This window comes from Collinsella aerofaciens, assembly GCF_019131995.1.
In the GTDB taxonomy this organism is placed as follows: domain Bacteria; phylum Actinomycetota; class Coriobacteriia; order Coriobacteriales; family Coriobacteriaceae; genus Collinsella; species Collinsella aerofaciens_S.
On the sequence record NZ_JAHONA010000041.1, the window covers coordinates 1 to 13,121 of the forward strand.

Genomic DNA, 13,121 nt, shown 5'->3' on the forward strand with positions numbered 1-13,121 from the left:
CATCCTCTGGACCGTGTCCCGCTCGTGCCTCGTGAGCCTTCCGTAGGCCCTCGGGGCCGCTTTCGCGGAACCCTTCTTCCTCTTTCCGGACATGCCGTCCTCCGATCTTCCGGGGCCGGCCGGTCCGGCCCTCAGGGTATCGGGTTCCCACATTCATCCGCACATGTGCGGATGAATGTGGGAGGTGTTCGGATGAAGTTGATAATCAAGGTAGTGCATTTAAAGTGAGAAAAGCCGTCAGAACACTTGCACGGATGTGCGATGTCCCGTATCATAGACAGCCGTTGACGCCTCAGTTGCGTCACCACATGGCCGCCAGCGTAGCTCAGTTGGTAGAGCACCGCTCTCGTAAAGCGGGGGTCACCGGTTCGAGCCCGGTCGCTGGCTCCATTGCACAAGATAGCCGCCTTCGGGCGGCTTTTTTGTTGCCGATTCGCCCACTCGGTGGACTTCGGATTTAATGCTTAGGGGGCGGGGATTTACCAAAGTGAAATTTTAATGAAAAGAAACCCAGCTGCAACAATTGCCATGGTGAGGGCTCGAATTGGCCATATAGATTTAAAATAGCCACGATACCTTCTCTTTTGCTGGAACGATATATCTATACAAGGTTGTGAGCGGAAAACAAAAATACGTCGATTGCTATCCGACAAACGGGTCTGGAATTGCATTCACCGGCATTTCGGGGCAGATTGATACACATGTACGAAAGGGAACCTATGTGGTGCGTTGGGTTGGAGCTGCTGCAGGCCCGATATGGATTGCGGTCTTGCGCCCCGATGTCCAAATAGATTTCTCTCTCTAGACGGGAAGTTGCTCATGGACGCCATATATGACGGAGATGACTGGGTCGATCATTATACTTGGCGCCTGGTCGGCTCGGATGACAATGGGAATGTGGTGTTTGATGGACTATGTTCAAAGCATCTCCATCCTTTTGTCTCGTCGTTAATTGAGAGTTCCGCTCGTGTTGCCCCCTACAGCTCGGCATCGCTTCATGATACGGACGTTTTGAAGACCATAAGGGAATCAATTGACGAGGGCACGATGAGCGGCCCGCTGTTCTCTCGACTTGTGGGGCTAGATGAGATTGGCTCGAAACGACTGCTTGCGGGCGAAAAGGTGGAACTCACTTATCGGTCGATGATTTCAATCCTGCGGCTAGCCGATGTTCTTCGCAAATAAACAGCTTCCCTATTCAAAAACAGAAAACCCCGCCAAACGTGATTCCCCTAGGGAAACACGTTTGGCGGGGTCCTAGCGTGATATCCCTAGGGGAATCACGCCATCAGACGAACAGCTCAGCCGAGCAGCGCGTTACTCTTCCCAGTAAGCATCTGCAAGCAGCTTAAAGCAGATCTTCTTGACCGGCTGTGCGCCATCGCCCGGGAACTCGAGCGTGGGCATGTGAGGCTCGCCGGCAACGAACAGCGCAAACTTTTCGTCGGCCAGATCACCGGAAATCGACGCGTCAGAATCGACCAGATCGTAGTCATCCTTCTCGTCAAACTCCTGAACCAGCGTCAGGCTGCCCGTAGCGACCTTAAAGGCCTCGCGACCCTCGACATCGATCTGCAGGTCGTGATAGCGCTGATGTGTCTCATAGTGAGCCTCGGCCTCGGGACGCGTCGTGGGAGCCATGACGTTCGCATAGACCTTGTCGCCCAGAATCGGATGGCTGCCGACCTCGAGCTCCGCCGGGTCGTTCTCCTCGAGCCAGTCGATCAGCACGTCGAGGCCCTTGAGCATTCCGCGGTACTCCTCGATATCGCCCAGTGCACCGTAAATCATCTAAATCCCCTCTCGGATCGCTTCTTTGGCGGCTACTCGGCAAACGCGTTACCAACGCTGTTGCCGCCCGCATACGTCTCGACCAGGGTAAGGTCGGGATTGAACACGACAAAATCGGCGTCGCGCCCCGGCATAATGCTACCGCACTTGTCGTCGACATGAGCTAGCAAGCAATGCCGGGGCCGACGCCCAAGCTTTTACAGCTCGGTCACGACAACGCCGTTGTAGACCTCGTCCCAACGGTCCATGACCAGATGGCCGGTCATGGGATCCATGGCATTGAGCTTGCCGCAGGTGTTGGCGGTACGCAGCACCGTCTCGTCGTCCGCGCCAGCAGCAATGGCATGCGCGAAGCCAGCGATAGTGGAGTCACCAGAGCCCGTGGCGTTAACGGCTGGGATATCGGGCGTCTTTGCGCGGAACGCACGACCATTGTGGAAGCCCACGGAACCGGCGGCACCCATGGACACGACGACCCAGGGGATATCGGAGAAGCGGGCGTCAGAGGCGAGTGCGGCGCGGAGCTCGTCCACATCGTCGGTGGTAAAGCTCGTACCCAGAAGGCCGTTGATCTCGGTCAGGTTGGGCTTGACCAGCTCGGGCTTAATTTCGGACTTAAGGGCGGCCTCGAGCGAAGCACCCGAGGTATCGAGCAGCACCTTGGCTCCGGCGTTCTCTGCAATGCCCGTGATCTTGGCATAGTAGTCTGCCTCGACACCGCGGGGCAGCGAACCCGAAATGGTGACGACGTCGGCCTTGCCCGCAAGCTCGGTAAACTTGGCGGTAAAGGCATCGAGCTCCTCGGGGGCAATTGTCGGGCCACTCTCGAGCAGCTCAGTCTGGTTGCCGGCGTGGAGGATGTTGAGGCAAATGCGAGTCTCGCCCTTGATGGGCACAAAGTCGTTGTTAATACCGTTGGCGTCCATGAGCTCAGCCATGTAGGCGCCCATGTGGCCGCCGAGCAGACCGGTTGCCACAACGTCGTCGCCCAGCTGACCCAGCACACGGGCCACGTTGAGGCCCTTGCCGCCGGCGGTCTTTTCGGGCGTCACGCGGTTGACGTCGTCGATAACGAGCTCGTCGAGCTGATAGCGCGTATCGACAGACGGGTTCATCGTAACGGTGAGGATCATTTTTAGCTCCTTATCTCGCAGGCTCCTTGTGCCTCGCGATACGAGTCGACAAAACGGAATTACAGGATCTCAATCGTGAACGAGCGAACGACGGTCTCCTTGGGCTTGGCGACAAGGCAGCCGCGCTTATGCTCAAGCACGTCGTCCTCATCGGAGCAGGTCGAGAGACCGCCCCAAGGCTCAACCGCCACAAAATCGCCCTCGGGCTTGCTCCACACAATGAGATATGGGAAGCCCTCAAAGCTCAGGCGGACGCCCTTGTCCTCGCCCTTTTTGGAAAGCGTGACCTGACGGCTCTCGAGCACGTCAAAGATGGTCTCCGCAAAATCGAAGAGCTCGTGCGACAGGGGCAGCGTCTTTCCCACCATGGGGTTCTTGGAGCGGTTTGCCACGTCAATCAATCCAGTCGAGGGAACGGCGGTGCAGAGCTCCGCAGCCTCGTCTTTCTCAAAGCGCAACTCGTAGTCCGTATAGGCCTCGCCCTCATCGAGCGGACACCTAAAGCCGGGATGACCGCCGATAAAGAACGGCATGTCCTCGGTTCCCTCGTTGGTCACCTCATAGGAGACGCGAACGGCATCTCCCTCAAGCGTATAACGGGCGACAAGCTTAAACGGATACGGATAATCGCTCAGCAGCGCGGCGTTATCCTCCGAAGCCAGGCACATCGCCAGCTCGTTCTCGCTCTGGCTCAGCAGCTTCCACTCCTGTTTGCGCGCAAACCCATGGCGAGCGAGCTTTACATGATGCCCGGCAAACGTCATGGCGTTGTTATCGCGCAAGCCTCCGCAAATCGGGAAGCAAATCGGTGCCTGGCCAGACCACACGGCGGGATCGCCCTGCCACAGATACTCGCGACCTCCGGCCTCAATCGAGGTAAACGAACCACCAGCCGTGGACACCGTAATAGAAATCGAATCGTTGGAGAGAGCGTATTCCATTGCCCATCCTTTCGAACAACTGCTTTTTGCTCGCAAGCACCCGTCTCGGCCCTAACCAAAGGGCAAACCCGCGCGTTCATCGATGCGTCCGGTATCCCACCCATGTAACGGGGTACCATACAGACATTGATGCAATTACAGCTGAAAGGCCTTCTTATGCGAACCATCATCCTCTACGCCTCGCGCCATCACGGCAATACGAAAAAGCTCGTGGACGCCATCGTCGAGGCACACCCCGAGATTGATACCCTCGATGTGAAGACGCTCGGTAAAAACGAGTATCCCAACCTGCACGAATATCATCTGATCGGTGTCGCCACGGGCATCTATTACTCCGAGATCGACAAGGACATGGCACGCGTGCTCACGAACGTGCTGCAGCCGCAGGACAAGGTGTTTGGCCTTATGACCTACGGTGGCAAAAACAAGTGGTACGGCAAGGATATCGATGGCATTTGCCGCATGAGGCAGGCTATCTTTATGGGCGTCTATGGCTGCCCAGGCTTTGATACGTGGGGACCGTTCAAACTCGCCGGCGGTGTCCAAAAGGGACACCCGACCGCTGAGGAAATTAAGGGCGCCGTCGACTTCTTCGACAAGATCGAAGACGAATATGGCGATATCATCGTCGAAGAGTACGCCAAGCGCGAGAAGCGTCTAGCATACGAGAAGGAGCATCCTGCAGGAGGCCTGGTGGCCGGCGTCAAGCGCACGGCAAAGAAGATCGCTAACAAGCTGTAACTGTGAAGGTGCTTTTGAGCGTTTAACCCATACGGCGGGTCCGAGCAGATTCGGGCCCGCCGTCTTTTTCTATCGTTACTCGGTAAAGGCGTTGCCGACGCTCTGGCCGCCAACATACGTCTCGACGAGGGTAAGCTCATGGTCGAACACGACAAAGTCGGCGTCGCGACCCGGCATGATGCTGCCGCACTTATCCTCGATGTGCGCGGAGCGTGCCGGCACCTCGGTTGCCATGCGAATGGCGATATCGGCGCTGGCGATGCCCCAGTCAACGATGTTCTTGACGCCCTGGGCAAGCGTGAGCACCGAGCCGGCAATGCTCTTGCCGTCGGCGAGCCAGCACAGGTTGTCCTTCATGATGACGTCCATGCCACCACTGGTGTAGCTGCCCTCGGGCATGCCGCCGCAGCCCAGGCAGTCAGTGATGAGCACCGTGTGTTGCCAGCCCTTTGCCTGCAGCAGCGCCTTGATGGCGGCAGGGTTAACGTGCTTGCCGTCACAGATGATCTCGGCGTAGGTCTCGGGCGTGGACATGGCAGCGCCCACGACACCGGGCTCACGGTGATGCAGCCCGCGCTGACCGTTATAGGTATGCGTAAAGCAGCTGGCACCGGCGTTGATGGCGGCGATGCACTCATCGTAGGTGGCGTCGGAGTGACCGATGCTGGTCACCACACCCTTGGCGTTCAGAGCAGCCGCATAAGCAGCGGCACCGTCGCGCTCGGCCGCCATGGCGCTCTTAACGATGCGACCGCCCGCAGCCTCCTGCCACTGATCGAAGACCTCCTCGGAGGGATCGATAAGATAAGCGGGGTTCTGCGCGCCCACGTGCTTCATGGTAAAGAAGGGGCCCTCCAGATAGATGCCCTGAATGCGAGCACCGCAGAAGTCAGGGCCGCGACCCTCGTCCGCCTGGGCGATGGCGGCGCAGGCATCCTTGATCTGCTCGACGCCATCGGTGAACGTCGTGGGCAGCCAGCTGGTGGTACCGCGACGGGCGAGCTCGGTCGAGCTGATATCAATGCCCTCGGGATCGTTATCGGTAGTCGAGTGGTTATAGAAGCCATGGATGTGAGTATCGACCATACCCGGTGCGATCCACGATCCCGTGTAGTCCTTAATCTCGCAAGAGGGCTCGTCGGCCTGCCAGGCGCCAAAAACGCCATCCTCGACCATAAGATAGCCGCCCAGTTGCGGGCCTGCCGGCAAGAAGAACTTGTCAGCCTTAATTGCGTACGTGCTCATATGCACTCCTTGCTTCTAAAGCAGTTGACTGTGGTAATGCTTATACCCGGTCCATGTAAAAACAAAAAGCGCCCGCCCGCCGTTATGAGCGGACGGGCGCCCTTACAGGGGGACGCGATTAAGCGGTGAAGGGGTGAATCGTCACACCCTTGACCACGCGGTTGACCGTGCCGGTGGGGCTCGGCGTATCGGGCGTGTTGCCCACGCGCACGGAGTTGAGCAGGCTGATAGCCTGGGCAAACATCACGAACGGCAGGGCAAGGTAGCCCTCGGGAAGCGCCTCGTAGCCCTTAAAGGTGAAGGACTCGCCCTCGTAGACGGTAGCGCCATCCTGCTGAACGGCAACGGTGTGCTGAGCGATCTTGTCGCCACCGATCTCGTTGAGGATGTCGATGTCGTACTGACGGGTGTAGGCGTCGTTGTTGACGAACACGAAGACGAGCGTCTTATCGTCGACGAAGGACTTAGGTCCGTGACGATAGCCCATGGAAGTGTCGTAGGAAGTAGCGACCAGACCGTGAGCGAGCTCGAGGATCTTGAGCTGGCTCTCCTGGGCAAGGCCACCGAAGGAGCCAGAACCCAAGTAGGTCACGCGGTTGAAGTCGCCAGCCAGGTAATCGGCGATCTCGGTCTCACGGGAGATGACCTCCTCGCCCATCTTGGCGATGGTCTCGACCCACTCGGCCTTCTGCTCATCGGAAGCCTCGTCAAAGATAAGGGTAGAGAGCAGGGTCATGCAGGTGTAGGAACCGGTCATGGCGAAGCCCTTGTCGTTGGCGCGCGGAATGAGCAGCGTCAGCGCGTTGGGATCATCGGCAGACTCGACGGCGAGCTTACCCTCGGGAGCGCAGGTGATGTTGAGGAACTTGACGTTATGGACGAGCTCCTTGGCAACGGCAACGGCGGCAAGGCTCTCGGGGCTGTTGCCAGAGCGGGCAAAGGAAACCACGAGCGTGGGATCCTCGGCGCGCAGGAAGTCGCGCGGCGCGCTCACGATGTCGGTCGTGGCGATGGGCTTAAAGTCGTAGAGATCAGTGTTGCCAGCGTGACGCAGGTACGGAGCGCAGGTATCGCCAACGTAGTCGGACGTACCGGCACCGGTGAAGACAACGGACAGACGGCCCTCGCCCATAGCGCGAGCCTCGGCCAGGAAGGCCTCGATGGCCTCCTTGTTCTCGCGATAGATGTTGAGCGTATCACGCCAAAGCTCGGGCTGCTGAGCAATCTCGGCCGTGGTGATCTGGGCGCCGAGCTCGGTGAGCTCCTCGACACTCTTCTCGAACATTTCTAATACCTCTCTCTAGAAGTAATCCTCTGACGTGCAATTATACACTTCGGTTGGTTATCTGGTAGTAACCAGTTAAATGCAAAGAATCATCATATGGAAACGATGCGAACACTAGTCGCTACGCTGGTGGTAAACCTTGTATTTAAACTGATCGGCACGAGCAACCGAGAGTGTATACTCCACAACCTCGTTTGACTCGTTATACGTAGTCCTGACCAAATCGAGCACAGGCGAGCCCTCGACAATTCCCAAAAGGTGGGCATCGGTGGGACGGGCTATGCTCGCATAGAACTCCTCTTCGGCCACGCGAATCTTTTGCTGAAAGTCCTGCTCAATCACATCGTAAAGCGGCTTACGCTCCAGCAGTGGTCGCTTTAGGGACAGAAATTGACGAACCGGTAGATAGCTGCGTTCGACCATCATGGGCATGTTGTCGGCAGAACGAAGGCGCTTGAGCTTAAAAATGCGATCACCGATACGCAATCCCATATGCTCGGCCAGATTCTTATCGGCCTCCATCTCGCAAAAATCGAGAATCGTGGTCTCGGGGTCGCGACCCATCGCGCGCATCTGCTCGGTAAAGCTGTAGGACTGCATAAGATTGGTTGCTTTTGCCGAACGGTCGGTCACAAATGTACCGCGACCGTGCTGCCGAACCACCAGTCCTAAACGCTCCAGTTCCTGCAGAGCCAGGCGCACCGTGGTGCGCGAGAGACCATAGCGCTCCGAAAGTTCGCGCTCGGAAGGAATCATGTCGCCGGCATGATATTCATGGTCAATCTTTTCGGTCAGAATATCGACCAGCTGATCGTAAAGGGGCTGTTTGCGCGCTCCGATCGCCATCCTATCCTCCCTTTTGCTCGAATTCGGCTAACTACCTAGGGTGTTAAGCATTATCAGTCTGCAACACCCGAATCATCAAGAAAACAAAAGCCGCGCGCTCTTTCGAGCACGCGGCTTTTAACATACACATGGCTTAAGGGGTCGGGGTGTGAGCCGCGTAGGGACACACCCCTCAAGCTAGAGCCTTACCAGATGCTCGGCCAGAGACCAAGCGGGCCAGCGCCCAGGATGCCAAGGACGAAGAGCAGGAGAATGCCCTTGGTCGGGGTCCAGCTGTGCTTAGCGAACATGTAGTAAAGCAGCAGCGTAAGCATAAGCGGGACGAGCTTCGGGACGATGGTGTTGAGGGTGTCGGCAACAGAGAAGTTGACCGGATCCTCGGTAACGGTGCCGTAGGTCACGGACTCCATGCCGTTACCCAGATCGGTGACGCCGCACTCGACAGCGTTGCCGTCGGCATCGGAAGCGGTAAGGGCGTTGCCGTCCTTATCGGTCATGGCGATGGTACCGGCCTCAGCGGTCTCGGTATCGATGCCCTCCATACCGGTGAAGTTCTCGGCCTCCTTCTCGGAGACGATCACGGTATTGGCAGAGAGGCCACGAGTGGTGCCGTTGGGAATCTGCAGGTTGATCTGGGTGCCACCCATGGTGACGACCAGGCAACCGACAACGAAGACGCCCATGATGGAAGCGGCACGCGTGAAAGCCTGCATGTTGGCAGTCAGAGCGTCAATAGCGCTGGTGCCAAGCTTGTAGGACCAGTTCATGAGCCAGAAGCGCAGAGCGAACTGGACGGCGTTGAAGATCACCAGGAAGATGATCGGCGCAGCGGCGTTGCCGTTGATGGCCATGTTGGAGGTGATGCCGGCCGTGATAGGCACGAGCGTCAGCCAGAACAGGGCGTCACCGATACCACCGAGCGGGCCCATTGCGGCGACGCGGACAGCGCGGATCGTGGGGATGTCAACCTTGTTCTGCTCGAGCGAAAGCACGATGCCCATAACAAAGGTGACGAGGAACGGGTGGGTGTTGAAGAACTCCAGGTTGTGGCTCATGGAAGCCGCAAGATCGTTCTTGTTGGTGTGGATCTTCTCCAGACCGGGGATGATGGAGTAGAGCCAGCCAGCGGCCTGCATACGCTCGTAGTTGAACGAGGCCTGCAGGAAGCAGGAGCGCCAAGCCATCTTGTTGAGGGTCTTCTGGTCGAGCTGCGGAGCAGGAGTGAGATCCTCGTAGTGCTCCGGGATCACATACTCATTAGATGCCATCTTCGAAGTCACCTCCGTCAGAAACAGCTGCACCCTTCAGCTCGGTCTGCTGCTGGAAGTCCCAGAAAGCGATGCCGAAGCCGATGAGAGCGAGGATGAGCAGGGCAGGGGTTGCCAGAGAATCGTTGGCAACGGTGATGAGCGCGAGGCCAAAGCCCATGAGGAAGAAGCCCCACATATCGCGGTTCATCATAACCTTGAGCAGGACGGCGAAGCCGACGAAGCGCATCATGCCGCCTGCAGCGGAGAGACCGGTCTGCAGCCAAGTCGGGATGGCGGAAGCGATGGTCTGACCGATGGTAGCGCCAGCGATGAAGAACAGGGTGACGACGACAGCGAAGATCAGGCCGAGCAGAGCCATGGCGAAGTAGTTCAGACGCTCGATACCCTTGGTGTCAGCGTTGTGAGCCATGTTGTCCGCAGAGGACATGAGCGGCGACATAAGCGTGAAGACCAGGGTAACGCCGAGCTGACCAAGCAGAGCGAACGGAATGGCAAGGCCGACTGCCGCGTTGGGCTCGAGGCCCGTGGCGATAGCGAGAATGGCTGCCATGATGCCGCCGATAACGGCGTTAGGCGGCTGAGCACCTCCGATCGGCATGTTGCCGATCGTCATGAGCTGATAAGTACCACCCACGAGAAGACCGGTGTTGAGGTCGCCAAGGATAAGACCGATGACGGCGCCGGTGACGATGGGCTGATAGAGAGACTCGAGGAAGTTAAACTGGTCGATTGCCGCGACGAACGTGACGATGAAGACCAGAGCGACCTGGAAGATCGTGTATTCCATCTTGCTCCTCCTTTCAAAATGTATGTACGCACTTTGGATTTCACGTACAGAATGTCAGGGTTTCAATCCTGACAACGTGGATCACGAGGATTACGAGAAGAGCTTGCTCGTGTCCTCAACAGGCGTGCTCGGAACGCGCCTGATCTCCAACTCCACCCCCAATTCCTGCAGCTCTTTAAACGCAGCGACATCCTCGTCGTTAACTGCGACGGAGGTGGCGACTTGGCGCTTTCCTTCCGACATGTGCATGTTGCCGATGTTTACCTTCTTTATAGGCACACCGCCCTTGACGAGCGTAAGCACGTCTTCCGGTGTTTCGGCCACGATGAAGATCTTCTGGCGCGGGCTCGCCTTGCCGATGACGTCGATGGTCTTCTGCAGGGAGAAGAAACGCGTAGCGACGCCGGTGGGAGCGGCCATCTTCATGAGGTTCTGGCGCATGGTATTGGTCGACACGTCGTCGTTGGCGACGAGGATGAGGTTGGAGCCCAGAGTGGAGTTCCACTGGGTGGCAACCTGACCATGAACCAGTCGGTTATCGATGCGGGTAAGAAGAATGTTGGGTTCTGCCATGTTGATCAGCTTCCTTTCGTTATTTGCTGACGACAGTTACTTGATCTCCTGAATCGCGTAACGCGAAACATCTACGACGGCTCCGGATCGGACTTTGATCTGGACCTTTTCGCCTTCGATGCCTTTGACGGTTCCGTAGATACCGCCGGCGAAAAGAACCTCCTGACCCGGCTTGAGCTCGGTGTGCAGCTCCTTGAAGTACTTCTGCTTCTTCTTCATGTTGATTTGCGACCAGATGGTGTAAATCAAGCCCATGATGACAAGCAGGCCTAAAAGGGCGACCGAGGAGCTCAGAACGTTGGCTCCGAAATCGGCCATTAGATGCCGTCCTCGTCGCCGAAAATATCCTCTTCCTCGGCTCCAGCAACAGAAGCGACCGTCTGGGCGGTGATGCCCGTCTGGCCAACGGTCACGGCCTGCTCGCCAAGCTCGGCGAGCGTGGCGTTACCGCGGAGGAACAGAAGCTCGATAACCATGGGAAGGTTGGTGCCAGTCAGAACCTCGACGTTGTCGACATCCTGGGCAATCATCATCGACTGATTGAAGGGGGTACCACCGAGCAGGTCGGTAAAGACGAGCACGCCATCGCACTCCTCGCGCATGGCGGTGATGGCGGCGCGGAGATCCTCACCGTAGGAGGCAGCCTGGTCGCCCTCAAAAGGAACGACGGTAAAAGCGGGCTGGTCGCCAGCGACCATAGCGATAGCGCTTGCAAGGCCGGGGGCGAACTGTCCATGACCGGTAAGAATAAAGCCAACCATTCAAATTTCCCTTCCGAAGGTGTGTACGATCTGAGTTCGATGGTTTTCGGAAGCCAGCGGGCGGGTGCCCTTAAAGCTTCTTGGAAAGCGTTCTTTGAAGACCAGTGGTCTCTCAACTGGTAGTAACCACGTGACGTGTTGTTGTCACTATATCACCACAGAAGAGGTCGCTTTCGTTGATTCATACAGTAAAACGTTTTTGCACCGCTCACGGCAAAAAATCGACCGTTTACCGCTCGTTAACACTTCTACCTGCGGTTTTGAAACCGTTTCGAAATGATTGGGCGAGAGATCGGAACTTTCTTTGCGTCTAAACAACGCAGGGCGGCTAAAAATAGCGTGTGGAAAAAATGCAGGTCATTGTGAAGATTTATGAATTGGTCTTTTTGACTTAATACCAGTTAGAACCAGTGTAGAGATTATCGGTGAACGGTAGTTTTCGACCGTTCACCGGTTATTTGCAATCGTTTTCAGCCGTTTTCCTAGATGAATTGGGGAGACCCGATGAAGCACCTGCGCGATCACGGGAAGTTTTGGCATTTGCCCTCATCCCCCGCGCGCCAAACTCCGGCATCCAAAATGAGCTAATAGCTCACGCTAATCGTTTTCAATCATCACTTACTCAGTATCCGAAATTATTTATCGTTTGTCGTTAATTCTGATATGATACAAGTATCATCCAAGACATTGGTTGGAGGAGCTATGATCCGCTGGAACGTATCCAAATCGAATGAAGCCATCGACCGTGAACAGGCAATAGCCAAACTGAGGAAGCTCACTCGCTACTGCAAATGGGGCACAATCTGCACCATCGTGGCGCTCGCTCTGGCACTCCTCGCAGTCATTGCAATCAAACTTCTATTCATATTGCCTAGCCTCTCCCAAGGGTTCTGTCTCCAATCCGTAGAGCATACGGCTGGCGAAGGGCCATTTCTCGCTCTCGTCGGCGCCAGCGAACAGACCCCTCTTATGCTTGTCGCGCACGACGGTCATACTGCCATAGGGAGCGGCATGATGGCATGCCTCGCGCTTGCCATCGCGCTAAGCGCATACAGGTTTTTCTCCGCCATTGAAAAGGCGGGCAGGCCCTTTGACCTCGAATGCATCCGCATACTACGTCAAATAGGACATTTGTTCCTTATCGGCGGCGCCGCCGTGAAACTTTTTGGTGCCATAGTCACAGGGCTGATACTCTCAGGATTTGGCGGTAGCTTTACGGATGCGCTTGGCGGCCAGCATCTCGACCTCTCCATGCTCTTTACAGGCCTGATTATTAGCCTGATTGCCAGCGTCTTCCAGTACGGGTGTATCCTGCAAAAACAAGATGACGAGTTGCTCTAGGGGGAATCCATGATTATTCTGCGGCTCGACCGCATGCTGGCCGAACGCAAGATCTCATCCAAAGAACTTGCAGAACGCGTGGGTATCTCTCAGGTCAATATGTCGCGCATCAAGACGGGCAAGGTATCTGCCGTGCGTTTTTCAACTCTAGACGCGATATGCCGAGCACTCGACTGCCAGCCGGGCGATGTACTGGAATATATACCTGACGATGAAGCCGATAGCCTCTTTGGGCTTAAGGATGAATAGCCATAATTAAGCCCCCAATCACGCCCTCAACGCAAATAGCCCGCTAGAACATTGTGAACCGCGCCCCAAATCTTGGACGCCCTAAATAGCGACTAGGCCGCAAGGGCCTGATTCCGGTACTCCTCCGGGGTCAGGCCCTTCAATCTTACCTGCCTCC

The 13,121-nt window shown here is 56.7% G+C and carries 16 protein-coding genes and 1 tRNA gene; 5 read left to right on the plus strand and 12 right to left on the minus strand.

Annotation, left to right across the window (positions count from 1 at the left end; all coding sequences use genetic code 11):
* The first annotated feature begins 314 nt into the window (after window positions 1–314).
* Both KSY82_RS09515 and KSY82_RS09520 read left to right on the plus strand, forming a co-directional pair.
* Window positions 315–390 (plus strand) — tRNA-Thr (locus KSY82_RS09515).
* 429 nt (window positions 391–819) lie between these two features.
* Window positions 820–1,185, plus strand: a complete 366-nt coding sequence (locus KSY82_RS09520) for a hypothetical protein (RefSeq protein WP_217751051.1) — start codon at window positions 820–822, stop codon at window positions 1,183–1,185.
* 132 nt (window positions 1,186–1,317) lie between these two features.
* Here KSY82_RS09520 and KSY82_RS09525 read toward each other — a convergent pair whose 3' ends face one another.
* The 3 genes from KSY82_RS09525 to KSY82_RS09535 all read right to left on the minus strand — a co-directional run bounded on the left by KSY82_RS09525 (window position 1,318) and on the right by KSY82_RS09535 (window position 3,865).
* Window positions 1,318–1,791, minus strand: a complete 474-nt coding sequence (locus tag KSY82_RS09525; RefSeq protein ID WP_217751052.1) for a NanQ anomerase/TabA/YiaL family protein — start codon at window positions 1,789–1,791, stop codon at window positions 1,318–1,320.
* A 197-nt stretch (window positions 1,792–1,988) separates the two neighbouring features.
* Window positions 1,989–2,924, minus strand: a complete 936-nt coding sequence (locus KSY82_RS09530; protein WP_117756831.1) for a hexose kinase — start codon at window positions 2,922–2,924, stop codon at window positions 1,989–1,991.
* Window positions 2,925–2,983: 59 nt separating this feature from the next.
* Window positions 2,984–3,865 carry an aldose 1-epimerase family protein gene (locus KSY82_RS09535; RefSeq protein WP_217751053.1) on the minus strand — a complete coding sequence of 294 codons (882 nt, stop codon included), beginning with the start codon at window positions 3,863–3,865 and terminating at the stop codon, window positions 2,984–2,986.
* A 156-nt stretch (window positions 3,866–4,021) separates the two neighbouring features.
* Between KSY82_RS09535 and KSY82_RS09540 the strand changes: the two genes are divergently transcribed.
* Window positions 4,022–4,606, plus strand: a complete 585-nt coding sequence (locus KSY82_RS09540) for an NADPH-dependent FMN reductase family protein (RefSeq protein WP_217751054.1) — start codon at window positions 4,022–4,024, stop codon at window positions 4,604–4,606.
* Window positions 4,607–4,681: 75 nt separating this feature from the next.
* On the opposite strand, the gene nagA is transcribed toward KSY82_RS09540, so the two are convergent.
* The 8 genes from nagA to KSY82_RS09580 all read right to left on the minus strand — a co-directional run bounded on the left by nagA (window position 4,682) and on the right by KSY82_RS09580 (window position 11,374).
* Window positions 4,682–5,851 carry an N-acetylglucosamine-6-phosphate deacetylase gene (gene nagA / locus KSY82_RS09545; protein ID WP_022094606.1) on the minus strand — a complete coding sequence of 390 codons (1,170 nt, stop codon included), beginning with the start codon at window positions 5,849–5,851 and terminating at the stop codon, window positions 4,682–4,684.
* A 118-nt stretch (window positions 5,852–5,969) separates the two neighbouring features.
* Window positions 5,970–7,136, minus strand: a complete 1,167-nt coding sequence (locus KSY82_RS09550) for an AgaS family sugar isomerase (protein ID WP_217751055.1) — start codon at window positions 7,134–7,136, stop codon at window positions 5,970–5,972.
* A gap of 114 nt (window positions 7,137–7,250) precedes the next feature.
* Window positions 7,251–7,982, minus strand: coding sequence for a GntR family transcriptional regulator (locus KSY82_RS09555; protein WP_217751056.1), 732 nt, complete (start codon window positions 7,980–7,982; stop codon window positions 7,251–7,253).
* A 185-nt stretch (window positions 7,983–8,167) separates the two neighbouring features.
* Window positions 8,168–9,250: a PTS system mannose/fructose/sorbose family transporter subunit IID gene (locus tag KSY82_RS09560; protein WP_217751057.1), complete on the minus strand. Its 1,083-nt coding sequence runs from the start codon at window positions 9,248–9,250 to the stop codon at window positions 8,168–8,170.
* Window positions 9,240–10,040 carry a PTS mannose/fructose/sorbose/N-acetylgalactosamine transporter subunit IIC gene (locus KSY82_RS09565; protein ID WP_035137676.1) on the minus strand — a complete coding sequence of 267 codons (801 nt, stop codon included), beginning with the start codon at window positions 10,038–10,040 and terminating at the stop codon, window positions 9,240–9,242. Before KSY82_RS09565 ends, KSY82_RS09560 begins: the two co-directional genes overlap by 11 nt.
* 90 nt (window positions 10,041–10,130) lie before the next feature.
* Window positions 10,131–10,613 (minus strand): PTS N-acetylgalactosamine transporter subunit IIB, encoded by a 483-nt coding sequence (gene agaV, locus KSY82_RS09570; protein WP_117640370.1) that lies wholly within the window; start codon window positions 10,611–10,613, stop codon window positions 10,131–10,133.
* Window positions 10,614–10,649: 36 nt separating this feature from the next.
* Entirely contained in the window at window positions 10,650–10,931 is a 282-nt protein-coding gene (yajC, locus tag KSY82_RS09575; RefSeq protein WP_022094612.1) for a preprotein translocase subunit YajC, read from the minus strand.
* Window positions 10,931–11,374 carry a PTS sugar transporter subunit IIA domain-containing protein gene (locus KSY82_RS09580; RefSeq protein WP_195535136.1) on the minus strand — a complete coding sequence of 148 codons (444 nt, stop codon included), beginning with the start codon at window positions 11,372–11,374 and terminating at the stop codon, window positions 10,931–10,933. Before KSY82_RS09580 ends, yajC begins: the two co-directional genes overlap by 1 nt.
* A 702-nt stretch (window positions 11,375–12,076) precedes the next feature.
* On the opposite strand from KSY82_RS09580, the gene KSY82_RS09585 reads away from it, so the two are divergent.
* Window positions 12,077–12,715: a DUF2975 domain-containing protein gene (locus KSY82_RS09585; protein WP_217751058.1), complete on the plus strand. Its 639-nt coding sequence runs from the start codon at window positions 12,077–12,079 to the stop codon at window positions 12,713–12,715.
* A gap of 9 nt (window positions 12,716–12,724) precedes the next feature.
* Entirely contained in the window at window positions 12,725–12,964 is a 240-nt protein-coding gene (locus tag KSY82_RS09590; protein WP_117654920.1) for a helix-turn-helix domain-containing protein, read from the plus strand.
* A 92-nt stretch (window positions 12,965–13,056) separates the two neighbouring features.
* Here KSY82_RS09590 and KSY82_RS10610 read toward each other — a convergent pair.
* A partial coding sequence (locus KSY82_RS10610) for an IS3 family transposase (RefSeq protein WP_368042025.1) occupies window positions 13,057–13,121 on the minus strand: 65 nt, incomplete at its 5' end.